The organism is Phenylobacterium haematophilum, assembly GCF_014196295.1.
Lineage (GTDB): Bacteria > Pseudomonadota > Alphaproteobacteria > Caulobacterales > Caulobacteraceae > Phenylobacterium > Phenylobacterium haematophilum.
The window spans coordinates 963,050-986,290 of record NZ_JACIDK010000002.1 but is presented as its reverse complement, the minus strand read 5'-3'; the positions used below and the strand labels follow the sequence as shown (position 1 = coordinate 986,290).

The window sequence follows — 23,241 nt, the reverse complement described above, 5'->3', positions numbered from 1 at the left end:
CCCTAGTGCCCGTGCTCGGCCTGGCCCTTGGCGAGCTCGGCTTTCAGCAGGAAGGCGTTGGCGCCGGCGATCCGTTCGGACCCGTTCAGCCCTCGCAGAATCTCGGTTCGGCCGCCCGCCTGGCGACCGGTGAGGACGGGCACAGCCCTGAAGCCCCCAGCAGTTTGGAGGAAGACGACGCTTCCACCCTCGACCGTCTGCACGGCCTCGGACGGCACCGTGACGCCCCCAGTCGCACCGCCGGTGACGACGGCCGCGGTTACCGGTGATCCGACAGGGGGCGCTGCGCCCCCGCTTGGCCGTGCGCGGACCACGGTCGCGCCGGTTGAGGCGTTGGCGGCGGCGGCGACCCCGGTCACCACAGCGTCAAACTCGCCGGCAGGACCGTGGACACGAATGGGCGCACCAGCGCGCAAACCCGTCGCGATGGCGGGCGGCGCATTGAACACCAACTCCACGCGCGCAGGGTTGGTGACCTCAGCGACAACGCCGCCCTGGGCGACGAAGCCGCCCGGCCCCACCGCGACGCTGGAAACAACGCCGGAGATCGGCGAAGTCACGCTGGTCCGGCCAGATGCATTGGGGCCGCCGGCCGCGGCCGACCGCGCACGCGCAGCTCGAGCACTGGCCTCCGCGCTCATCGCTTGAGCACGGGAGGTTTCCACCTCTTGCCGCGCGACCACGCCCTGTTCGCCAAGGCTCCGGTCACGGTCGTAAGCGCGGCGGGCGGCGTCTGCCGCAGCAACCGCCGCATCGGCTTCAGCGCGATAGGTCGCGGCGTCGCCGCTGACCAGAACGATCAATGGTTGCCCGGCGCGCACCGACTGACCGGGAGCCACAAGGACCTGCTCGATGCGACCGGCGACGGCAGCGCCGACACTGGCCCGCGCATCGATGACGGGCTCCACCCGGCCCGAGAGCCGCGTCTCGCCACCACCACCCTGGCCGACCGCCACGATTTTGATGCCAGCTGCCTGCAACTGGTCCGGCGTCAGGGCGACGACGCCCTCTTCATCCTTCTCGGCGCCGCCTTCGGCGTGACCACCCTCTTCAGCGTGACCGGCTTCTCCGGCTTTGCCATCCTCAGCGTGCCCGGCCTCGCCTTCCTCCCCATGGCTGTCAGAGGTCTTCGCCGCCGCGGGGGCGTCGTTGCGATTGAGCAAGGCGGACAGGCCAAAGCCCGCGCCGCCAGCGATTACAGCGGCCGCAGCCACCGCGCCAAAGAGGCGCTGCTTGTCTTTGGTCATTGGGGTACTCCGGTCTCGGCGACGCCCGTCAATCGGACAAGGGCGGCCTGGGCGCCGATCCGCTCTACGGCGGCAGCGATGGATTGGGCCCGCGCGTCCGTCAGAGCGCGGCGGGTGTTGAGAAGCTCGGCGAGATCGATCTTGCCGGCTTCGTAGCCGATGCGGGTCAGCCGGTAGGCTTCCTGGGCGACTCTTTCGCCCTCAAGGGCGGCCGAAAGTCGGGCTTCGGCTGCGGCGATCCGGGCCGTCCCCGAACGTACGGCGGCGGCGGCGTCCAGACGTGCAGCGTTGAGCCTTGCCTCGGCCGCGTTCACGTCGGCCCGAGCCGCACGGATATTGCCCTTGTTCCGGTCAAAGAGCGGAAGCGGCGCTGAGACCCCAGCGACCAATGCGGTCGAATCTGACTCAGAGAAGCGCCGTACGCCGACCGAGACGGATAGATCTGGAACAGCCTGGCGGCGCTCCAACGTCACCCGCCGCTGCGCTGCCTCGCGCTCGGCCTCGGCGACCAAGATCGCAACGCTGTGCTCCGGATCCAGCGACCGCCGCCCAAAAAATGAGGCGCCCTGGTCGAGCAGGCTTGTGGGGATCGAAGTGAACGGTGTGGCTGCACCGGCTAGGGCGGTCAGGTTCGAGAACGCCGTCGCCCGTGCCGCTTGCGCCTCGTCGAGCGCAGCGAGCGCGCTCTGCAAGGACGCCTCGGCCTGGAGCCGACGCAATTCCGGCTCCCGCCCCGCCTGCACGAAGGCTCGCGCAATGGCGGCATCCTGCTTGGCGGCCGCCAACGTGTCCTCAGCGAGGATGAGGCGCCGGTCGCTAGCTTCGGCTTCGGCGTAGGCGAGGGCCAAATCGAACCGGAAATCGGTACGCGCCTGCGCTTCGCGCCTCCGGGCGGCGTCCAGTTCGGCCCGCCCGACCCCGATGCGGGCGGCCCGCTTGCCGCCGAGCTCCAGGGTCTGGCCTAGGGTCGCCGTGGTCTCGGCGACGCCGGACCCACTGTATGGCCCGGTGCCGGAAAAGTTCTCCCGATCGATACCGATCGTTGGGTTTGGAAAGGCGCTGGCCTGCAGCGCCAGGCCTTCGGCCCGGGAGACCGCGGCGCGGGCTTCGGCAAGGCGCGGCGCGGTTGCATCAGCTTGCGCCACGAGTTCGGCGAACGGCGGAACAGGCTCAGCGGCGGGCGCGCCGACAAAGAGCCCCAGGGCCGCCAGCCCTGACGCGGCCGCAAGCAGCGGCCCTCGATGATAAGACACGATAATCCTTCTCGATTGTGATGACGGAAGGCGCGGGGAGGCGCCGGGTCATCACGCGCGAGGCGGACGTTCTAGGCTGGAAGGGTCGAAGTCGGGATGCAGGCGTGCGAGCGCCCAGCTGTGCGGCTCCGAAGAGCGGCGCGCACTGACGTCCTGGCCCTGGGCGAAGCCCAGCCCTAGGTGGTGGCAATGGCCGTGGGCGCAGGTTTCGACTGCGCTGTGGATCGGATCGGGTTCGGAGTCGTCAGCGACGAGGACATAGTGCAGATCGCCAGCTACGCCGACCGGGCTGCCTTCGTCCTGGCAGGCGACGGCGTCGATCGCCGACCCCGCCACAAACGCCATGGCGAAGGCGACGACCATCAGGCCGCCGAGTGTCCGCCACCATGTGCGTAGAAGCGCCATTGGTCGCCCTATAGACGCGGGCCTGCGCCGTGGGAATGCGTTATAAGATCACGTTGAGGCACAGTTTGAATGTGCTCCCGCTCGGTACGTGGCAGGGGTGTGGACGATGATCTGCCAAGCTAGGCGAAGATGCGGGACGGTGACCAAGCCGCCCTCGTGCGGCCTTCGCGAGCCGACTGCTCCCGACTAGTTGAAGGCCAGCCAGGCCATGCTCGCGGTGAATGTCATCGATACGATGAACAGAAGCACCGCCCACAACGACGGGCGTCTGTCACGGCCATCCCTCCTTTCACTCGTCACAACACTACGCCCCTTGCCGTAGCGCTGCTTCGTTCACCCGTCATGCTCGGCAGGATCACCAGAGGATTCAGCCGTCCGCCGCTGCGTCCAGTGAGTTCCAAGTGGACATGATTGGTCATGCCTGCGCCGTAGCGCACGGCAAGATCTTGCGCCCGGCCGATCAGGTCGCCCGCGGCGACCGTTGTCCCCGGTGTGACTTGGGAGCCGACATAGAGGACACGCGCTACGTAGCGTGTCGCAGGGTTGGCGATCTCAACATATGTCAGTGCGGCGCTGTCGCTGTAGGCCGCGCCAACGCGGGTCACCCGGCCGGAAATGGGTGCGCGGACCGGCGTCCCGGGAGCGGCCACCAAATCCACGCCACGATGCTGACGGCGGCCGCCATCGCGGGCCGCGCCGAACGCCCCAGAGCCAAACGCATCGGTTCCGCGTAGATTGCTGTCCACGGGAGCCGCCACGTCCAAGCGGCCATCGGCGTCGAGGTCGAGCCCACCCGTCGCGGACATAGGTGGAAGAGCCGCAACGACAGGAAATGTCGACCGCGATGGCGTCGTCACTGCGCCTGCGTTCCGTCCAATGGCCAGGCCAAGCGCGAGTCCGACGACGATGATTGCCCAAGGCGTCGCACGACGGAGCCGCTCCAAGCGGCGCTCCAACCGCCGCAAGGCTTCCGCATGATCGAACGTGGTGGTCACGCTGAATTCTCCTTCGTCCAAGGCAAGTTGGGTAAAAACGACGCCCCCTCGGCGTCACGATCGAGGCCGCATCCCAGGCCATGCCTGCAAGCAGCGCCGGGGAACGAGCCCTAGCGCTTCAGGGATGGCGTCCCTCCTTCAGGTCCGCGGCTCAGCGCGGTGGCCGCCATAGCGCAGCACCTCGACCTTCTCGAAGGTCACGAGCCCGATGTCAGTGAGGTCAGCGAGGGTGGCGAGGAACGACCGCAGTCGGAACTCCTCATCGACGATCTCGACCACCACAGGCAGGTTGTCGCTGAGGTCAAAGGGGCGGACCTCGTGGAGCCGCGCGGATTCGCCAAAGCCCATCCGGCCACGGAGCACCGTGGCGCCCGCAAGGCGAGCCGCCCGCGCACGTTTGACGATGACGCTGATGAGCGATTCCGCGCCGCTGAGCGCGTTCTCGTCAGTGTAGATGCGGAGCAGGACCGCTTGACCAGGAATCTGCATTAGGGGTCTCCTCTAGTGTTGGGCGAAGGTGCGGGTCCGGCCAGCAGGCAGGATCACGAGCGTGGCGTACGCCTCGCGGTCGTCGTTGGGCGTTTCCATTCCAGGAGAGCCGAGGGGCATCACTGGCACGGCCAACCCGACGGCTCTGGTCGGTCGCCTCGCGAGCAGGCTGTTGACGTCGCTCGGCGGCACGTGGCCTTCAATGGCGAAGCCGGAGAATATGGCCGTCTGACAAGCGTCCAGCGCATCTGGCGCCCCGAGGCTTCGGCGGACGGCAACGAGGTCATCGGAAACGACGCTTTCCAGGCGATACCCGGCCCGAGCCATGTGGTCGATCCAAGCCCCGCAGCAGGTGCAGGAGGGGGAACGAAACACCTGTCCGCTTGCCGCTGCGGCTGGGAACGCCAACCCAGCGCCGGTAACGCCGAGCGCCAAGACGGCCAGCGCGCTGCGTCTGGAGAAGCCGGTCATCGCCGAGAGACTCCAAGAGGCGGCTGAGCGTCCGCGGGATGCACATTCAGCTGGAAGTCGTGTCGATGGTCGGCCTCCACGATGCTCAAGCGATCGCCGTCGGCGGGCGCCCCTGCGATATCGCGCGAGCGCCAGTTCAGTCCGATGGGCTCGAAGTGAGCGCGAACGCCGTCCGTAGCCGACAGAGTGATCGCATTGGCGGGCGGTGGAGCGACGGGTTCGCCCCCCGCGCCCAGGAAGGCAATCGTCAGGCGGCCGTCTGTCTCCTGGCGGATCTCGATGGCGAGGCCGCGTGCGTCCGCGCGCCATGTTCGGCCGGCGACCTGTTCGAGCACGAGGGTCGTAGGCGGCGCCGCGACGCTTGGGCAGCCGGCCAGCCAAAAACCGAGGACCAGGACTAGCGCGGCGGTCCAGCGCCCCTGAAGGCGGTCAGTGCGTCGCATCGGACGACCTCCTGGCTGGGGGGGCGGTGATCGCCGGGTCGTCGGCCGTGTTCAGCGACGCAGCCGTCCGAACGAGTTTCAGGATTGAGCGACCGTTGAGCGCCATGGCTCCGGCGGCCAGAGCCAGGTAGCCCCACGCGACCAGGGTGAGCGCAGCGATGTCGCGGGATGCGTCGCCCCGCAGAGTGAAGGCGACTGCCAGTTGCGCCACGAACAGGACAAGCAGCGCGACAGCGCCCGGCAGGGAGAGCCGCCCCCGGAGCAGCAAGGCGAGCCCGAAGAGGGATTGCGCGGCCGTGAGGAAGAACTCCTCGTGCTGGCGCGCGTCCAGCGGCATCGCCATCAGCCTGCCGGCGCCAAGGCTCATGGCCAGTGGCAGCATGCCCACCAGCAGGGTCCACTGATTGATCTTGTCGCTGATCATCGCGACCAGGCCTGCGGCCGCGCGGCCTGCGAGGACGAACAGCACTGCGATTACGACAGCGGGAGCCTCGCTGGTGATCGGAGCAAGCCATTGGATGAGTAGGAACTGATCGATCCCGAGCGCGCGCCCGCCATCAATCATCGACTCTGCGAATGGTTCGGCGACGGCGAGGATGACTCCTGCAGCAATGGCGGTCATGCCGATCATCACTGGCCAGCGCAGAGCCGGCCGCATCTGAGCGATCACGGCGCCAGGGCCCGGCTCGTCCTCCTCGTCCTCATCCGCCGCCTTGGGGACGCGGCTGACACGCCAGAGGTAGGCTCCGAACACGCCGATCAGCACGAGCGAGTCCCACGCGCTGATCGTGTTCTTCCAAACAATCAGGAAGGCATAGGCGCTGGAGACCGCCAGCGCGATGATCTCCACGGCGTTGGCACGCGCCAGCTGAATGCTCTGCTGGCGACTCCGCCACCAGTGCAGGAGCACCATGGCCGGCCATGCGAGGCCGATCAGCAATCGGTTGGCGCCGGTCATATTGGCCGCGGCGAAGGCGACATATCCCTCGTCCGGCGCCCGCCCCGCCTGAAAGGCGTAGTAGATGTCGACTGCGTACTCCGGCAAGACCGTGACAAGGGCGACCGCGGCCAGGATCAGGCCCTGTGAGATGTATTTCTCGGCCGCCTCCGCGCCCCAAGACAGCAGGAAGCCCGCCGCTAGGATCGCCGCGCCAAACACCGCCATGTCGAGCACAGCGTTTGGTCGCCAGCCCTCAATGCGGAGCGCCACGGCCGGGAGCATTGCGGCCACGGCGATGGCTACTGGAATCCACAATTGGCGAGGCTGAACTTTGGAACGGGTCACGCGAACTCCTTCCGATGATCGGGCCTGGTTGGCGCCGGCGCGGAGGTGGGCCACGCCGGCGCCCCCAGTCACGGCGCTATGGGGGTGAGCGCCGCCGGGCTCTCCGCGGGGTCGGCTCGGCGTCGGCCCAGGCGGAGGATCAGTTGAGAGATGGCGGGAAGCACCACCAGGGTGACCGCGGTGGCGGTGATCAGGCCGCCGATGACCACCATGGCCAGGGGCTTCTGCACCTCAGCGCCGGTCCCGGTAGCGAGCGCCATCGGGATGAAGCCGATGGCCGGCACCAAGCCGGTCATTAGGACAGGCCGAAAGCGCTCAGCGGCGCCCTCATAAATCGCCTCGGAGACCGGCATGCCCTCGTCGAGCCGCTGCCGGATCGACGACATCACCACCAGGCCGTTCAGCACCGCGACCCCAGCTAGGACGATGAAGCCCACAGCCGCCGAAATCGAAAAGGTGATCCCGGTGAGCGCCAGGGCGAACACCCCGCCCGACAATCCGAGCGGAATAGCCGCAAAGACCGACGCGGCTGGCGCCAGGCCGCCCAGGGCCATGTAGAGGATCACGAAGATCATGATGAAGCAGATCGGGACGACAAGCCCGAGACGAGCCGTCGCGGCCTTGAGGTTCTCGAATTGGCCGCCCCACGTGATCCAAGAGCCGGGAGGCAGGGCCACGGCCTCGACCTTGGTTCGAGCTTCGTTGACAAAGGAACCGATATCGCGGTCGCGGACGTTGACTTGGATCACGACACGCCGCTTGCCGTCTTCGCGGCTGACTTGGTTCAGACCGTCGGCGAACCGGAACTGCACCAACTCACGCAGCGGCACCGAACGCTGCATGCCGCCATTGGCGGACGGCAGCATCACAGGCAGCGCACCAATCGCTTCCAGGTCGTTGCGGTTCGCCATTGGCACACGGACAGTGATGTCGAAGCGCTTGTCGCCTTCGAAGACGTCCCCCGCCTGGCGACCGCCTAGGGCGGCGGCCACGGTCTCGGCGACCTCTTCGACAGTCAGGCCAAACCTGGCGATCGCGGGCCGGTCGAACCGAACATCCAGGGTGGGCGCGCCGGCGGTTTGCTCGATGCGAACTCCGTCGGCCCCCTGGATGCTCTCCAGCGCGGCGCCAATCTTCGCCGCCGCGAGGCCCATCTTGTCGAGGTCGTCTCCATAGAGCTTGATGGCGACGTCGCCCCGAACCCCCGCGATGAGCTCGTTGAAGCGCATCTGGATCGGCTGACTGACCTCGTAGCTGTTGCCCAGCAGAGGCGCGACCTTGGCCTCGATCCGCTCGACAACTTGCGCCTTCGTCTTGACGCCTTCAGGCCACTCCTTCTGCGGCTTGAGGATGATGAAACCGTCCGACTGGTTTGGCGGCATCGGGTCGGTAGCGACCTCGGCGGTGCCAGTCTTGGAGAACATCATCTCCACCTCCGGCAAGGAGGTGACGGCGCGTTCCACCAGCTGTTGCATGCTCTTGGATTGCTCAAGGGATGTGGACGGGATCTTCAACGACCCCATCGCGAGGTTCTTCTCGTCGAGCTGCGGAATGAACTCCTGGCCGAGCGTGGTGTAGACGCCGCCCGCGACCAGGAAGAGGGCCACGCCGGCGCCGATGAAGGGCCATGGCCGAGCGATCGCGCGCTTGAGCACCGGATCGTAGTGGCGCTTGGAGTAGGCGATGATCCTCACCTCCTTCTCCGAGACCTTGCCTCGCATAAGGATGGCGACCATCGCCGGGACGAAGGTCAGGGACAGAATGAACGCCGCGCCGAGGGCCAGCATGATCGTGATGGCCATGGGGGAGAACGTCTTGCCCTCGACTCCCGTGAAGGTGAGCAGCGGCGCGAACACCAGGAAGATGATCGCCTGGCCGTAGACCGTCGGCCGGATCATCTCCTGGGAGGCGTGCAAAACCGTCTCGAGGCGTTCGGGGAGTAGTAGCAGCCGGCCTTCCCGATGCTGGCGCTCGGCCAGCCTCAAAAGGCAGTTCTCAATGATGATCACGGTGCCATCTACGATGAGGCCGAAGTCGAGCGCGCCAAGGCTCATCAGGTTGCCCGGCACGTTCAGCTTGTTCATGCCGATCGCCATCATCAGGAATGACAGCGGGATGATCAGCACTGCGATGAGCGCCGCTCGCACGTTGCCGAGCAGGAGGAAAAGGGTCGCCGCAACGAGGATCGCCCCCTCGGTCAGGTTACGCTCCACGGTGGCGATGGTCGCGTTGACCAGCACCGAGCGATCGAGAGTCGTGTTGACCACGACGCCAGGCGGCAGCGACTTGCGGACATCGTCGAGCTTCTCGCCAACGGCCTTGGCCACCGAACGACTGTTCTCGCCAATCAACATCAAGGCCGTGCCGACGACGACTTCCTCACCCTTCTTGGTGGCCGCTCCGGTGCGCAGATCACCGCCCACGCGGACCGTGGCGACGTCCTTGACGGCGACCGGGACCGTGCCGCGGGTCGCGATCACCGCGTTCTGGATTTCGTCGAGGGTGCGGACCCGGGCGTCGGCGCGCACGAGGTAAGCCTCACCGGCTCGCTGGATGAAATTGGCGCCCACCGAGAGGTTAGAGGCCTCCAGCGCCTTGGCGAGCTCGGTGTAGGAGACGCCATAGGCTGCGAGTTTCGATGGGTCGGGCTCGACCACGTACTGCTTCTCGAACCCACCGATGGAGTCGATACCGGCGACGCCCTTGACGCTGCGCAGCTGCGGTCTGATCACCCAGTCCTGCACGGTCCGAAGATAGGCGGCTCGCGCGACGCTGTCGGTCAGCCGCTCGCCTTCGGCGGTCAGGTAGGAGCCGTCGCTTTGCCAGCCTGGGCTGCCGTCGCGAACCTTGGCGCCCTTCCCGTCAGGATTGGCGAACTCCACGGAATACATGAAGACCTCGCCGAGCCCGGTCGTGACCGGCCCGATCTGCGGCTGCACGGACGCCGGCAGGGTGTCGCGAGCCTGGGTCAAACGCTCGGCGACTTGCTGGCGGGCGAAATAGAGGTCCGTGCTCTCCGAGAAGATCGCCGTGACTTGGCTGAAGCCGTTGCGGGAGATGGAGCGAGTGGTCTCCAGACCCGGGATGCCCGCGAGCGCCGTTTCAACGGGGAAGGTGACGCGCTTTTCGATTTCTACCGGCGAGAGCGCACCGGCGACCGTATTGATTTGAACCTGCTTGTTCGTGATGTCGGGCACGGCGTCGATGGGCAGCTTGGTGAGCTGCCAACCGCCGTAGATGGCGATGATGAGAGTCAGGAAGAGCACGTACCAACGCCCCCTCACCGACATGGATAGAATTCGACCGATCATTTCGGCGTGTCTCCAGATGCGGCTTTGGGGTCAGTCTTCTTCCGCGCTCTTTCCGAGCTCGGCCTTGAGGAGGAAGGCGTTCTTGACGGCGAGCGTCTCCCCGCCTTTCAGCCCCTGAAGGATGACCGCGCGCCCGCCGCTGCGCTGGCTGACGCTTACTGGCTGCACACGGAAACCGGTCGTGGTCCGCACGAACACCGCATCGCGGCCCTCGATGACCTGGACAGCGTCTTCAGGCACCACGATCCCCGCCGAGGTCGACTGCCGCGACGTAATCCGCGCCCGCACCAGCTGACCCAGCTGCAAGGCGCCCGGGCCATCTGTGAGGGTCAGGACAACAGTCGCCGACCGCGTCTCCTCGCTTACCCCAGGCGTCACCGCCCGAACGACAGCGGCCCGGGTTTCACCGCCGCTGGTTTCGACGATGGCCCGATCGCCAGGCGCGATCCGGCGCGCGTCGTTGGCCGTCACCGCCGCATCCACCTGGATGCGGGCCGGGTCGGAGACCCGGAAGAGTTCGGTCTCAGGTTGGACATAGGCGCCGAGGCTGGCCGCCATCGCGGTGACGCGGCCGTTGATCGGACTGGTTACCGCCACGTAGCGCCCATCGTTCGACACGGCCGCGGCGCCGGCGGCGGTAGACGCCCGGCGCGCCTCGGCCTCGGCGGTCGCCAGCTCCGCCATCGCCGCTTCGTAGTCCTGTCGCGGACTGACCTTCTGTTCGTAGAGCCGCTTCTCCCGGGCCATCATGCGGCGAGCAAGATCGACCTTCGCGCTAGCGACACTGCGGTCGGCCGAAATCTGCGCGGCCTCGCGGCTCGACACCAGGGCCAGGGTTTCCCCCGCCCGTACGGGATCCCCAAGGCGCTTGGTGATCTGAGCGACCGCACCTGCAGCGCGCGCGGTCAGGACCGCCTGGCCGGTCGGCTCGGCTTCCACCGTGGCCTGGGCGACCACTTCCGACGCCAAGCCGCCCGCCACCACGGTCTCCAAACCGACGCCAGAGGCCTGGATGCGCTCAGGCCCCATCGTCAGTGTATCGGCGTCGTGAGCCGCCGCCGGCGCCTCGGCGGCGGCCTCGGTCGGCGTGGGCTTGGGCGTGGTCAGCTTAGCTATGCCGAAGCCAACGCCTGTTGCGACGACGAGGGCAGCGCCGCCGAGCAGCCATTGCCGCTGGGAATTGGAGGAAGAGGTGCGGGGCATCAGAGGTCTCCGAGGGGTCGGCCTTGCAGGCGCGCCAGGCCAGCTTCGGCGCGCAGACGCGCCAGCTGGGCTTCGATGGTCTGGGTGCGCGCTTCGGCCAGGGACCTGCGCGCATTGATGAGCTCAAGGAGGGGCGCCTTTCCGGCCTCGTAGGCGACCCGTGTGAGCTGGTAGGCCTCTTGGGCGGTCTGTTCGGTCTCAACCGCGGCGCTGACCCGAGTCTGGGCCGCATCGACCTGAAACAGCGCCGTGCGCAATTCGGCCTGGGCGTCCAGGCGCGCACGGGCAAGCCTAGCCTCGGCGGAGAGCAGTTCGCCTTGCGCCGCGGTGATGTTGCCGCGGTTCTGGTCGAACACAGGGATGGGCACGGATATCCCGGCGACGACGGCTGTCGAGTCATCCGCGCTGAACCGGCGGACACCGGCCGACAAGGTCACGTCGGGCACCGCCCGCGTGCGTTCGACCCGCACGCGGCGAGCGGCGGCCTCCCGTTCAGCTTCCGCGGCGATCACTGCGGGCGTGGTCAGAAGATCGACATTGCGCGCCGCAGCCGCAGCCTTGGTGAGCAAGCTCTCACCCAGGCTCGTGAAGGGCGCCGGAGATCCGGCAAGGGCGGTAAGCCGGGCGAAGGCGCCGGCCCGCGCCGCCTGAGCCGCCTCCAGGGCCGCGCGGGCGCCGGTGACGGCGCTGCGCGCCTGCAGGCTGCGGAGCTCCGCCTCCCGGCCGGCGTCCACCAGCGCTTGGGAAATCCGAAGCACCTCCTCGGTGAGGGAAAGGCCCTCTTGGGCGAGAGTGACTTGCCGCTCGGCCGCCTCGGCCTCGGCATAGGCTTCCGCAAGAGCGAAGGCGTAGTCGGCTCGCGCCAGACTGAATTGCGCGCGCGCCGCCTCGAGGCCCGCGCGACCGGCGGCCACCCTGGCGCTACGCTTGCCGCCGAGTTCCAGCGCCTGTCCGAACGAGAGCGTGCTCTCGGCCTCGGAGCTGCCCTTATAGGGGCCGCTGCCGCTGAAGTTCTCCACATCCAACCCAAGGGTCGGATTGGGGCGGGCGCGGGCTTGCTGGGCAAGACCTTCGGCCTGACGAACCTCGCCTGCCGCCTCTGCCAGTTGGGGTGCCGCAGTTTGGGCCTGAGTCAGTAGCTCGCGAAAAGAAGGCGCGGGATCGGCGGCCGCGCTGGACCCGGAGGCCAAGGCGGTAAGGATCGCCACGGTGCTGGCGGCCGCAAAACGCAGCCCGCCACGCATGGAGAGTGACATGGAATTGGGTATCCCTGAGTTTCTATGCAGTCCTGCGCGCCGATCGCCGGCGCCGCTGACGCATCAAACTCGGGGTGGTCGCTCCAGCAGGGCGGGTCGCGTGACCTGAGCGACCAAGTCGTTGGTCGCCCACCAACTCGCGCGCAGGAAATAGAGGACGAACACCGCCGGCGAACTCGCCGGCAAGGTCAGGATATGGGCCGTGCAGTGGCCCGTGCAGAGCCCGAGAACCCGACTCTTGACCGGGGCATCAGGTGTGTCCGGCGACTTCGCCGCAACTTCAGTTGCACACTGAAGAGCAGGCGCGTCGTTGTCGAAACTGAGGTGCGCAGCGGATGTCGAAAACATCGCGCCGAGCAGAACGGCCAACGCCACCATCAAACTGACGACCAGGTGCGCCCCGCTAGAGACACCCACGCGTGCGCGTATCGCCTTGTTCGCGACGCGCTTCTTTGCGTGCTGAGGGAATGTCCCCATCCCAGTCATGAGCGACCTATACGTGCCCCCGGAAGCCTTGGGAACACGTTACAAAATCACGATTCCGGCTCGCCGCCGCGGCACGCGCGACCGCCTGGACGCCGAGGCGGCCTTGCAGTTGCTTTGCTCCGAAGAGCGAATTGCGGAGGCGGATCATGTAGCGAGGCTACATGCTCCAGCCAGTGGAGGAGCAAGATGTTTTTTGCACTTCTCACACACCGTCTGCCCCTTACCCGCTCTCCGCTCGATGGGCTCGCACCATCGCTGTAACGCCGGGATGATCGCCTGATCGATTGCGACGCCCCCCCGAGAGCGTCACTCTGTCGAGGCAGAGATTGAACAGTCGCGCGCGCGCCCGGGGCGGCAGCGCTATCAGGTAAGGCAAAAGGTCGTCGGAGGCGGCTGGCAGTCGCCGTCGCCAGATCGCATGCCGCCGATCGACTTCGCTCGAGGGGCGAGCCGCCTCGGGCCGATCCCCGTCGAAGAACACCGTGACCACGAAGGCGTGGAGCGTGGCGACTAAGGCAGTCTCCGGATCCTGCGCGAACACCGCCTGAAGCATGGCCGAGGGCGATGCGGCGAGCCCGGCCGCGACCGACGGCTCCTGAGCGCGGACCTCCAAGCTCGCTAGGACACCAGGCTCGCCAACGCGGCCCGTGTCGTCGGGCGTCTCCAACTGACAATGGACGGGATGGGACGTTTTGATCCGCCCATGGAACGCTAGGCGTCGAAGGGCAAGGCGGATCTCCTCCCCCTCCTCAACCCACCAAAACCCCGTACCGTGGCCTTCCGCGTCGCGCTCCGGCGAAACCCCTAGCCGCGGATAGCACCGTGTTCCGACAATCTCCGAGCTCAGACGAGCGAGTGTACGCTCATCCACCTTAGGCGTGCTCAACGCCCGAGGCGCCGGCTTCAGACGGTTCAGCGGGACTGTCAGACACTGCTGCTGAAGATTGGTCGGCGGACGTCCCTGCCTCATGGCGCCCACCGCCATGCGCCGCGGTCGGCGTCCTGAGCGTTCGTCGTGGGCGCGTCGGGCCCGACCGCCCGCTTGGCGACGACGCCAGGGACGGGTGATCTTGGGCCAGCGATCAGGAACAGCAAGATCAGGCCTAGCACCAGCGCAAGAGCCAGATGCACCAAGCGCCACATCGTGGCGCGGCGAGAACGGCGCCGTCGGTGGCGCCTTTGGAAAGTCCGCATGCAGCGGTTCCTCGAATTCGAGCAGAACTAGAGAGGCCACGCCAAGGCGCTGACGCGTCTGGTCGACACGCCGATAAGCCGAACGTGGGATGACGAGCGCGCCTGATCGAGCGACGCGCTACCGGGTCCGCCTTCAGGCCGTGTCGCGCAGCGAACGCCCTACACTCGGGCGTTTGGGCGCTATTGGCGGGCGGCTAACCGTCAGGCCCGGGGAGGGCGTTCCAGGCCGAACTGGCGGTTTGTGGAAGCCACGCGGCTTCGATCCAAGGCGCGTCTATCCCCCGCCGGGATCAGTGCGACGGAGACCGAGGCTAAGGCTAGGTTGGAAACTCCGCCGTGGTCGCAATGCGCATGGACAGCGGCGCCAGGGTCGATGTCCCCGGTCGGCGTCTGATCAGTGGACGTATCGCTAAACTGATGGGCGGCGCTGGCCGAAGCGGCGCCATCCGAGCAGACTAGGTTCTGGAGACCCGGACCAAGGGTGAAGAGCAACAGGAAGCCGGAAAGCAACGCAATCCCGAGTCCGCGCCAGCCTGGCCATGCCCTAAACATCCCGACCGCTATAGCCGCCGTCCTCAGGTTGGGGAACGCGTTACAAAATACACTCTCGCCATCCGATGGTCCCCGCCCCGAACACGCGGCGTGAGCTCTAGGCTCTAGAGGATCGCCACACTATGTTCGTCAGATACTCGGGAGCGAACTTCCAATGTCGCATCTGTCCATCGGCGCGCTGGCCAAGGCCACGGACGTCAAGGTCACAACCATTCGGTTCTACGAGCAGATTGGCCTGCTGCCCGAGCCTGTTCGCGCGCCAAACGATCGGCGCGTGTACGATGACCAGACGCTGCAGAGGCTCGCTTTTATCAAGCACGCTCGCCAGCTGGGGTTCTCCGTCGACGCCATCCGCACGCTGTTGAAGCTCGCCGACGACCCCGAACAGCCTTGCGACCAAGCCAACGCCTTGGCCGCAGAGCAGCTTGCGGCCGTGGAGAGCAAGCTCGCCCGGCTGGAAGCGCTGCGTGGGGAGTTGCAGCGGGTCGTCGCCGCCGCCTGCCATGGGCATGTTTCCGACTGCCGGGTCATCGAAGTGCTCAGCAACCACGAGCTTTGCGAAAGCGATCACTCCGAACCTGAGGCCGCCACCGTCGCGTGAGCCCGCCCTGCCCTCACAGCCACCGCGCTCCTACCGACCCGGCGCTCCTGGAACAGGCGCTGGTCGAAGCCCGCGCGAGATGTGAAGCTGCTGGCGAGAGTTGGACCGAGCCGCGCCGCCGGACATACGAACTACTGGTGGGCGCGGGACAGCCCGTGAAGGCCTACGACCTGATCCAGCGATTTGGTGAAGGCGGGTGCCCGACCAAGCCGCCGACAGTGTATCGGAGCCTCGACCTACTCATGGCTATTGGCCTGGTTCAGAAGGTCATCACCCTCGGCGCCTATATGGCGTGTCCCGACAGTTCCGGGACGAGTGCAGCGGGCTTGCTGGTCTGCACCTGCTGCGGCGCCGTCGAACGCTTGCCCGATCCAAGCCTAGCTGCGACCTGCGCTGCGCCGGCCGGCTTTCTCGTCGAGCGGGTCATGCTCGAAGCCAGCGGCCTGTGCCCTCGCTGCCATTGAGAGCGCCTGTCTAGGCAGGGCGCCAACGGAGCAGCCGGATCGCATTCAACGTGACGAGCACGGTGGCGCCGGTATCGGCAAGGATGGCGGGCCATAGACCGGTCACGCCGATCACAGTCGTCACCAGGAACACCACCTTCAGACCCAGCGCGACGGTGATGTTCTGATAGATGTTGCGCATGGTCGCCTTCGAGAGCGCGATCATGTCGGCGACGTCCGAAACACGTGCATGCAGCGCGGCTGCATCCGCCGTCTCGAGCGCCACATCCGTACCGCCGCCCATGGCGATGCCGATATCCGCAGCCGCAAGGGCCGGGGCGTCATTGATCCCGTCGCCGACCTTCGCCACCGTCAGACCTTCAGCCTGGAGCGCTCGGACGATGGCGAGCTTGTCCTGGGGCATCAACTCAGCGCGCGCTTCCACTCCCAGTTCGCCGCCAACTGCTGCGGCGGTCCGAGCATTGTCTCCGGTCAGCATCACCGTCCGGATGCCTCGCTCGGCGAGGGTCGCGAGAGCTCTGCGCGCGTCAGCACGCGGCTCGTCACGTAGGGCGATCAGTCCGATGGCCTGGCCATTCACCACCAGGACCGACACGGTCTTGCCTTCGGCGTTTAGAGCCTCAATACGCGCGGCATGGAGACGATCGATGGGCGCCCGTTCGACCGCTGCCTTCGGCGAGCCGAAAAACGCCGGTTCCCCGGCGACATTGCCGGATATGCCCTCGCCGGCAATCGCCTGCGCCATAAACGCTGGGGGGATCGAAACGCCCTGCGCCTTCGCCCGGTCGAGAATGGCCATGGCAAGCGGATGGCTCGAACCGCGCTCTAGGGCCGCCGTCATCGCCAACACGGTCTCTTCGCCACGCTCGAAGGCCACGACATCCGTCACCACGGGCCTGCCTTGTGTCAGGGTTCCGGTCTTGTCGAAGGCGACAGCCGTCACATGACGTAGCCCTTCGAGCACCGCGCCCCCCTTCAGCAGCAGGCCGCGCCTCGCGCCGGCCGACAGGCTGGCGGCGATCGCTGCGGGGGTCGAGATCACCAGAGCGCAGGGGCAGCCAATCAGCAGAACGGCAAGACCACGATAGATCCACATCTGCCAATCCGCGCCGCCCACGAGCGGCGGGACGATAGCGACGAGTATCGCGATCAGGACGACGAACGGCGTGTAGGCTTTCGAGAACCGATCGATGAACCGCTCAGTCGGCGCCTTACTCTCTTGTGCTTCCTCCACAAGACGCACGACACGGGCGATGGTGTTGTCGGCCGCCGCCGCTGTCACGCGAACCCGCAGTACGCCGGTCGTGTTGATCGTCCCAGCGAATACCCCATCGCCGGCGGCCTTCAGCTTCGGAACGCTTTCACCGGTGACCGGCGCTTCATCAATGTCGCCCGAACCTTCGACAATTTCACCGTCGGCGGCGATCCGTTCTCCGGGCCTGACGAGAAGGATCTCGCCGACTTCTAAGAGCTCAGCCTGGACGACCCGCGTGTCTCCGGCCTCCTCGACCAAAGCGGTCTTGGGAACGAGGTCGGCCAGATCGGAAATGCTCCGACGCGCGCGGCTGGCCGCCAGCCCTTCGAGCATTTCGCCGACCAAGAAGAAGAGAACGACGGCAGCGGCCTCTTCCGTGGCGCCGATGATGACGGCGCCGACCGCGGCCACCGTCATCAGCATTTCGATGGAGAATGGACTGCCCATGCGGGCCGCAGCGAAGGCCCGCCGCGCCACTGGGACAAGGCCGACCAGCAGAGCCGCAATGAAGGCGTAGCGCTCGGCTTCGGGAGCCAACCGTCCGACACCATAGGCGATCGCAAGCGCCAGGCCGCACAGGAGCGTCGCTCTCGTCTTGGCTGATCGCCACCACGATGCCTGCGCCGACCGCGCCTCCTGCCCGGCGCCTGACGCCAGCGCAGTAGCTCCGAACCCGAGTTTGCTCAGTGTTTTGGCGACGGCGGCGTCATCGACTCGATCATCGTGCGCGATCGAGAGCACGCCAGATTGGAAGCTGACCACGACCTCGGAGACACCCGGCACTCGTCGAAGTGCAGTGTCGATCTTCGCAGCGCATGCGCCGCAATCCATGCCCGTGACGCGGTAGCGCGCCTGCGTAACGCCTTCGCCCATCGCTCGCGCCCTAGGCCGCCGCGACTTCGAAGCCCAGCGAGGTCACGGCATCCCGGAGGATCTCCGGCGTGACCGCAGCGCCATGGAGGACGCCCACCGTCGTATCGGGATAATGAAGCGAAACGTCTTGCACGCCTTCGAGACCGCGCAGAGCGGTGTCGACTTTGCTCGCACAGCCCGAACAGGTCATGCCCGTAACCGTGAGCGTGGTGGCCTTCAGTGCTTCGTCCATGTGCGGCTCCTCTATTCTGAGAAGCAGCGTACTTCCTCCAGCCAATCGAGGATCAAGCGATAAATCCGCTGTTAGGCCCCGCAGTCAGCGGCAGAGATCAGCGAGATCATCGGGCAGCGGCATCGGCTGTTCGGCAGGCACATTCGCGCCACCCGTGTTGCCTGCGGGCAGCCGCCCCATCCAGGACAACAGTCCGCCAGCCGCCAAGCGAACCAGTTGACCGCTCACCTCGCGAGCATCCCTCCTGCGCCATCCGATTTTGAGCATCTCAAAATGCGCCCAGCTATGGGGCCCTGCCCAGGGCTGACCCAAGATGTGGGCCCTCTCAAGCAGGCGAAACGCTTCATCGAGGTCGCCGACGGCCAAGGCGCGCTTTGCGGCCGCAGCCTCGCGTTCGAAAGCCTGGCGACGCATCTGAGTTTTCATCAAACCTGCCCCATTCGTGGCGCCGCGTCAGCGACCTCCGCTTGAATGCACATAGGATCGGCCGGGTAACTTGAGAAGCGTCTCCACGAGCACGGTGATCCGCAGGGCCTGAAGGCCCGAGCAGACGCCGGCCGAGGGACGCCCACCGCGCGGTGGGCGCCGGGTAGCTCGCCGCCGATGGCGTGCTATGGCTGAGATCGGCCGGGTGGCCGGCGCGGATGTCCAAGCCGAAAGGCCAAAGGCGTCGGCGCGTGTCTCAAGCACGTTCTCAACACCCGGCTCTCCAAAAACCGGCCTGCCCGGGAGAACACGAAGCGCCCGCTGTCTGCCGTCTCCCTCGCGGTCGAACCACCCGACAGCGCTATTCTACCTGCAATAGGGCTTGCCAACACTGCCCCGCTTTGGCGAGACTCGAACGGAATGAGAACTGACCCCGATCACCTCCCCGCTCTGCAACAGCGCGAACTTGAGCGCGTGGCCCAGACACTGCTCACCGAGTTCGACGCAGCAGTGGCGGGCGGCACGCAGCCGTTCCGCAAGCAGGGCAAGGTGCTGAAGATCATCCTGTTCGGCAGCTACGCCCGCAACGACTGGGTCGACGAACCGGAGAACGGCTACCAGTCTGACTACGATCTGCTGGTCATCGTCAGCCACGAGAAGCTGACCGACATCGCCGACTACTGGTACGTCGCCGAAGACAAGATCCTGCGCGACCCGGAGGTCGGCCGCACGGTCAACATCATCGTCCACACTCGGCAGGAGGTGAACGACGCCCTCTCCAAAGGTCAGTACTTCTTCACAGACATCGCCCGCGACGGCGTCGTCCTCTACGAGCTGCCCGGCCACCCGCTCGCCATGCCTGCTCCGCCGACGCCGCGGGACGCCTACGACCTGGCGAAGGGGTACTTTGAGAGGCAGCAGACCTCGATCGCGTCGTGGCTCGAGTTGGCGGAGCACGCCCGCTCAAAAGGCCAAGTCGGCGATTGGCCTAACAAGGCAGCGTTCAATCTCCACCAGGCCGTCGAAACCGCCTACGCCTGCTTCCTGCTAGTGCGGACGCTCTACTTCCCGCGCTCCCACAACATCAAGTTCCTCCGGTCCCTCGCCGAACAGAACGAGCCGCGCCTGATCGCCGTCTGGCCGCGCGAACATCGCGCCGACCGCAGCCGCTTCGAAACCCTCAAGCGCGCCTACGTCGAGGCCCGCTACTCCACCAGCTACGATATCACTGCGGAGGATCTGCAAGCGCTCGCCGCCCAAGCCACCCGCCTGCGCGAGATCGTGGAGGAGGTTTCGCAGGAGCGGCTTGAGGCGCTCAAGAGAGAGGCTGGAGCCTAGTCAATGACCAGTTTGACCGAGGCCTCAACGAAACCAATCAGACGCCTTGCCTATCTGTTGCTGCTGATAGTCGGCGGGGTCGGATTGGTTACTCATGCATGGTGGTTTGAAGCGACCCGGGACGTCGTTGTCCTGCAGCGAGCTGGGTCATGGCTGACGGTATGGGGCATCGCTGTCACCGCGCGGCCCATCTTGACCGACGGCGTCGCCAGCACGGTGCAGCGCCAAATGCCTCGTGTGCATGCCTTCTTTCCGATGTCCGATCTGGCCGATCGCCTTAAACGCGCGGAAGCACGGCGCCCCGAAGTTCGACGCTCCGTGATAGCCGAACGCGTGGCTGGCGTCGTGATGATCGTCTGCGGCACACTCCTTAACGGGTATGGCGACATGTTCGGTCGATGGCTCCTGGCGCTGTAGGCCTGCGTTGACCGAGCGCACGATTCGATTGGGCGACGTCCAGTACATTGGCAATCGCCCCTATCGCACCGGGTTCCTACGGGCCCAATTCTGGCCAGTGGAACGGCATGACGAAGCTGCGATGAAACGCGTGGCTCGCCGCGAGAACATCCTCGTGTGGGGACCGCCGCTCTACCACTACACCAGCCTCAGCGGCTTCAAGGGCATCATCGAATCCAGGGGATTTTGGGCGAGCGATAGCCGCTTCCTGAACGATGCGCACGAGATGCGTCATGGCGCCGAACTCGCGGCCGAGGTGCTGTCACAGATTGTTCGTCGCTCTCGCGTGCCCGCCTTCCGCCCCATCGCCAAGGCGGTTCGCGACAACATTCTGCGCCCCCCGAAGGTCGGACACCTGATTGCGTGCTTTTCCACTTTGCGCGACAGCCTGGAACAGTGGCGCGGCTACGGCGGCAGTGGCGGCGTGTGCATCGGCGTTGGCGTGAACCACCAGAAACAACGAGCTCCGATGTTCTACGGATCATCGATGCTGCCGCATCGTGTCTTCTATTCCGCCCGAGCCAAGCAGGCGCTCGTGCTGTCGCTCCTACGCCGCTTCGAAATCGAGTACCGCACGGACATGGAGGCGATGCGCGGTCATTGGCCCGACGATCATGACCAGCACTATGTCGAGCGCCTTACCTCCACGCTGTCCGGAGCCATCGTCGGCTTTAAGAATCTGGCCTTCGGCCATGAAGCAGAAGTCAGGGTCGTTCTCTCGCACGCCGAAGCAGACGACTTTGGAGGGTTGAAGTTCCGCCCCAGTCCGCTGGGCTTGGTACCCTACCTATGCACGGGAGATCGCCTGGAGAACGCGGTCAGCATTGAGAACGTGATGGTCGGCCCATCGCCACACCAAGAGCTGATCGCCAGCTCCGTCCGAACCTTTCTCGACCACCACGGATACACGGATATCCCGGTCGATTTGTCTACGATCCCGTATCGCGGCCCGGGCTTCTAGGGCTACCTAACCGGACTTCGCAAAGGCCAATTCGCGAGGCCAGCGCGGATGTCGTTAGCCAAAAGTGCCCAGCGCTTAATCGTCCTGTAAGGTGGGCGGATCATGCCCCGTCCACACTGTCCAGGTTCCATCCTCAGCGGTTCTGATCGTCATCACAGTCGGAAACTCTGCCGCGACAAGGCGCATCAGGTTGGTGAGGTCCGGCAGCTCAACTTCGTAGAGTCCGTGCCTCACGGTACGGTCCGATGCGACCAAGACTCCCTGACAACGCCCGCGGGGTCCGAGGACTTCGACGAACACTGCACTGTGGATCAACACGTTCAGCAAGCGACGACGCGTCAGCGATCGCGCTTGCGGCTGCTCCATTGCAAAGAAGCGCTCAAAGTCCGGATGGCGGATCGGTGAGTAGCCACTCCGGATCACCGGATAGTGCTTCACAGTGATTGGCTCATCGAGGAACGCTGACGACAGTCTGAAAGACTCATCGAGCTTCCGAATGGCATAGGCCCCGACAAAGACATTCCGCTCAATGAGGAGCGAACGCTTGGCCGAGGGGCGCTTAGCTGCGGACGCATCGATCTCTGCGGCGTCTTTCGCGAGTTGAGCTTTCCAAGGGACGCTGTCGAAAATCATCGCGGCCGAAGCTAAACAAGCTGGGCTGGGCGAAGCAACTAGGGCAAGCACCATGACCTGCCCCTGATCTTTCATCCAGCGCGGACCAGAGTCTCCGGGTTGGTTACGCCGTTCGGCGCGGTGGGAGCAACAGGCCGGCGCGCGGAGCTGTCAGGTTGCGCAGCGGGTCGGCCTGTTGCGGTCAGGTGCGCGGCATAGGCCGCAGGGGTCTGGTAGCCGATGGCGGAGTGCGGCCGGCTGGTGTTGTAGTCGGTGGCCCAGGCGGTCAGCTTCTGGCGGGCGTGGTCGAGGCTGAAGAACAGGCTCTCGTTGAGCAGTTCGTCCCGCATCCGGCCGTTGAAGCTTTCCACGAAGCCGTTCTGGGTCGGCTTGCCCGGCGCGATGTAATGCCAGGCGACGCGGTGATCCTCGGCCCAGGCCAGGATGGCGGTCGAGGTGAACTCCGTGCCGTTGTCGCTGACGATCATGCCGGGACGACCGCGACGCGCGATCAGCGCCGTCAGTTCCCGCGCCACCCGCCGTCCCGAGATCGAGGTATCGGGGATCGCGGCCAGGCACTCGCGGGTCACATCGTCGACCACGTTGAGGATGCGGAACCGCCGCCCGCCGGCGAGTTGATCGTGTACGAAGTCCAATGACCAGCGGGCGTTGACCTTCGCCTCGACCAGGATCGGCGCCCGCGTGCCGATGGCGCGGCGGCGGGAGCGACGCTTGCGCACCGTCAGGCCCTCCTCACGGTAGAGCCGGTAGATGCGGTTCTTGCCCGAGGTCTCGCCCTCGCGCCGCAGCAGCACGAACAGCCGACGATAGCCGAACCGTCGCCGCTCGGCCGCCAACGCGTGCAGACGCTCGCGCAAGGCCGTCTCCGGCGGCCGGCACGATCGATAGCGGACCATCTTGCGATCCGCCTGGACGATGGAGCAGGCCCGCCGCTCGCTGATCTCGAACACCGTCCGCAGATGAGCGACGCCCTGGCGCACGGCGGCGGGCCCTACCATTTTTTTGAGAGAAGCTCGTTCAGCGCGGCCTTGTCCAACATGGCGTCGGCCAGCAGCGACTTGAGCCGCCGGTTCTCGTCTTCCAGCGCCTTCAACCGCTGGGCCTCCGACACGCTCATCCCGCCGAACTTGGCCTTCCAGGCGTAGATCGTGCCTTCCGACACGCCGTGCTTGCGGGCCAGCTCCCCCGCCTTCGCTCCGGCCTCGTTCTCCCGAAGGATCCCGATGATCTGCTCTTCCGTGAATCTCGCTCGCTTCATGTCCGTCCTCTCAAGGGCCGGACTCTAGCTCCGCGTGGAGGAAAAACTCAGGGGCAGGTCAACCACCCGGAAGTTCGCAGCGCAAATTTGAAGGACTGCCTTGCGTAGCAAGGGATTACTGCCACGAGGGGTTGCGCAGATGCGTGCGGACGTC

At 66.2% G+C, this 23,241-nt stretch carries 21 protein-coding genes and 1 pseudogene; 5 read left to right on the top strand and 17 right to left on the bottom strand.

Going from position 1 to position 23,241, the window contains the following annotated elements; translation table 11 throughout:
- Positions 1–2: 2 nt before the first annotated feature.
- From GGQ61_RS10890 to GGQ61_RS10840, 11 genes are all read right to left on the bottom strand, one after another.
- Positions 3–1,247 carry an efflux RND transporter periplasmic adaptor subunit gene (locus GGQ61_RS10890; RefSeq protein ID WP_183772346.1) on the bottom strand — a complete coding sequence of 415 codons (1,245 nt, stop codon included), beginning with the start codon at positions 1,245–1,247 and terminating at the stop codon, positions 3–5.
- On the bottom strand, positions 1,244–2,500 hold the full coding sequence (locus tag GGQ61_RS10885; RefSeq protein WP_183772344.1) for a TolC family protein: 1,257 nt from the start codon (positions 2,498–2,500) through the stop codon (positions 1,244–1,246). Before GGQ61_RS10885 ends, GGQ61_RS10890 begins: the two co-directional genes overlap by 4 nt.
- A gap of 51 nt (positions 2,501–2,551) precedes the next feature.
- Complete coding sequence (locus GGQ61_RS10880) at positions 2,552–2,905, bottom strand: hypothetical protein (RefSeq protein WP_183772342.1); 354 nt, start codon at positions 2,903–2,905, stop codon at positions 2,552–2,554.
- 296 nt (positions 2,906–3,201) lie between these two features.
- On the bottom strand, positions 3,202–3,900 hold the full coding sequence (locus GGQ61_RS10875) for a M23 family metallopeptidase (RefSeq protein WP_343056118.1): 699 nt from the start codon (positions 3,898–3,900) through the stop codon (positions 3,202–3,204).
- Between the two features lie 138 nt (positions 3,901–4,038).
- A complete protein-coding gene (locus GGQ61_RS10870; protein WP_183772340.1) occupies positions 4,039–4,389 on the bottom strand; it encodes a DUF190 domain-containing protein in 351 nt (116 codons plus the stop codon).
- A gap of 12 nt (positions 4,390–4,401) precedes the next feature.
- Complete coding sequence (locus GGQ61_RS10865; protein ID WP_183772337.1) at positions 4,402–4,860, bottom strand: DUF411 domain-containing protein; 459 nt, start codon at positions 4,858–4,860, stop codon at positions 4,402–4,404.
- Positions 4,857–5,195, bottom strand: coding sequence for a hypothetical protein (locus GGQ61_RS10860; RefSeq protein ID WP_183772335.1), 339 nt, complete (start codon positions 5,193–5,195; stop codon positions 4,857–4,859). The genes GGQ61_RS10865 and GGQ61_RS10860 overlap by 4 nt, the downstream gene beginning before the upstream one ends.
- Before the next feature lie 94 nt (positions 5,196–5,289).
- Positions 5,290–6,588, bottom strand: coding sequence for a sodium:proton exchanger (locus GGQ61_RS10855; RefSeq protein ID WP_343056117.1), 1,299 nt, complete (start codon positions 6,586–6,588; stop codon positions 5,290–5,292).
- Between the two features lie 68 nt (positions 6,589–6,656).
- Positions 6,657–9,899: an efflux RND transporter permease subunit gene (locus GGQ61_RS10850; RefSeq protein ID WP_183772333.1), complete on the bottom strand. Its 3,243-nt coding sequence runs from the start codon at positions 9,897–9,899 to the stop codon at positions 6,657–6,659.
- A 30-nt stretch (positions 9,900–9,929) separates the two neighbouring features.
- Complete coding sequence (locus tag GGQ61_RS10845) at positions 9,930–11,102, bottom strand: efflux RND transporter periplasmic adaptor subunit (RefSeq protein WP_183772331.1); 1,173 nt, start codon at positions 11,100–11,102, stop codon at positions 9,930–9,932.
- Positions 11,102–12,358, bottom strand: a complete 1,257-nt coding sequence (locus GGQ61_RS10840; protein WP_183772329.1) for a TolC family protein — start codon at positions 12,356–12,358, stop codon at positions 11,102–11,104. The genes GGQ61_RS10845 and GGQ61_RS10840 overlap by 1 nt, the downstream gene beginning before the upstream one ends.
- A 2,386-nt stretch (positions 12,359–14,744) precedes the next feature.
- Between GGQ61_RS10840 and GGQ61_RS10835 the strand changes: the two genes are divergently transcribed.
- The gene (locus tag GGQ61_RS10835) at positions 14,745–15,191 is read left to right on the top strand and encodes a MerR family transcriptional regulator (RefSeq protein ID WP_183772327.1); all 447 of its coding nucleotides are present in this window, start codon (positions 14,745–14,747) and stop codon (positions 15,189–15,191) included.
- Positions 15,188–15,655 (top strand): transcriptional repressor, encoded by a 468-nt coding sequence (locus tag GGQ61_RS10830; RefSeq protein WP_183772325.1) that lies wholly within the window; start codon positions 15,188–15,190, stop codon positions 15,653–15,655. The genes GGQ61_RS10835 and GGQ61_RS10830 overlap by 4 nt, the downstream gene beginning before the upstream one ends.
- Before the next feature lie 10 nt (positions 15,656–15,665).
- Here the strand turns inward: GGQ61_RS10830 and GGQ61_RS10825 are convergent, their stop codons facing one another.
- The 3 genes from GGQ61_RS10825 to GGQ61_RS10815 all read right to left on the bottom strand — a co-directional run bounded on the left by GGQ61_RS10825 (position 15,666) and on the right by GGQ61_RS10815 (position 18,441).
- Entirely contained in the window at positions 15,666–17,783 is a 2,118-nt protein-coding gene (locus GGQ61_RS10825; RefSeq protein ID WP_183772324.1) for a heavy metal translocating P-type ATPase, read from the bottom strand.
- Positions 17,784–17,793: 10 nt separating this feature from the next.
- A complete protein-coding gene (locus GGQ61_RS10820) occupies positions 17,794–18,015 on the bottom strand; it encodes a heavy-metal-associated domain-containing protein (RefSeq protein WP_183772322.1) in 222 nt (73 codons plus the stop codon).
- Between the two features lie 84 nt (positions 18,016–18,099).
- Positions 18,100–18,441 (bottom strand): DUF3703 domain-containing protein, encoded by a 342-nt coding sequence (locus GGQ61_RS10815; RefSeq protein ID WP_183772320.1) that lies wholly within the window; start codon positions 18,439–18,441, stop codon positions 18,100–18,102.
- Positions 18,442–18,861: 420 nt separating this feature from the next.
- Here GGQ61_RS10815 and GGQ61_RS10810 point away from each other — a divergent pair, with 420 nt between their 5' ends.
- Genes GGQ61_RS10810 through GGQ61_RS10800 form a run of 3 tightly spaced genes read left to right on the top strand, consistent with a single transcriptional unit; the run spans position 18,862 to position 21,196 of the window.
- The gene (locus tag GGQ61_RS10810) at positions 18,862–19,779 is read left to right on the top strand and encodes a HEPN domain-containing protein (protein ID WP_183772318.1); all 918 of its coding nucleotides are present in this window, start codon (positions 18,862–18,864) and stop codon (positions 19,777–19,779) included.
- A 3-nt stretch (positions 19,780–19,782) separates the two neighbouring features.
- Positions 19,783–20,196 carry a hypothetical protein gene (locus GGQ61_RS10805; RefSeq protein WP_183772316.1) on the top strand — a complete coding sequence of 138 codons (414 nt, stop codon included), beginning with the start codon at positions 19,783–19,785 and terminating at the stop codon, positions 20,194–20,196.
- Positions 20,197–20,203: 7 nt separating this feature from the next.
- The gene (locus tag GGQ61_RS10800) at positions 20,204–21,196 is read left to right on the top strand and encodes a DUF2971 domain-containing protein (protein ID WP_183772314.1); all 993 of its coding nucleotides are present in this window, start codon (positions 20,204–20,206) and stop codon (positions 21,194–21,196) included.
- A 75-nt stretch (positions 21,197–21,271) separates the two neighbouring features.
- On the opposite strand, the gene GGQ61_RS10795 is transcribed toward GGQ61_RS10800, so the two are convergent.
- The 3 genes and pseudogenes from GGQ61_RS10795 to GGQ61_RS22190 form a co-directional block, all read right to left on the bottom strand.
- On the bottom strand, positions 21,272–21,883 hold the full coding sequence (locus GGQ61_RS10795; protein WP_183772312.1) for a hypothetical protein: 612 nt from the start codon (positions 21,881–21,883) through the stop codon (positions 21,272–21,274).
- A gap of 17 nt (positions 21,884–21,900) precedes the next feature.
- Positions 21,901–22,968, bottom strand: a complete 1,068-nt coding sequence (locus GGQ61_RS10790; RefSeq protein WP_246370764.1) for an IS3 family transposase — start codon at positions 22,966–22,968, stop codon at positions 21,901–21,903.
- Positions 22,935–23,087 (bottom strand): annotated as a pseudogene (locus GGQ61_RS22190) (transposase); the annotation flags it as partial. The gene GGQ61_RS10790 and the pseudogene GGQ61_RS22190, both read right to left, overlap by 34 nt.
- Between the last annotated feature and the right edge of the window lie 154 nt (positions 23,088–23,241).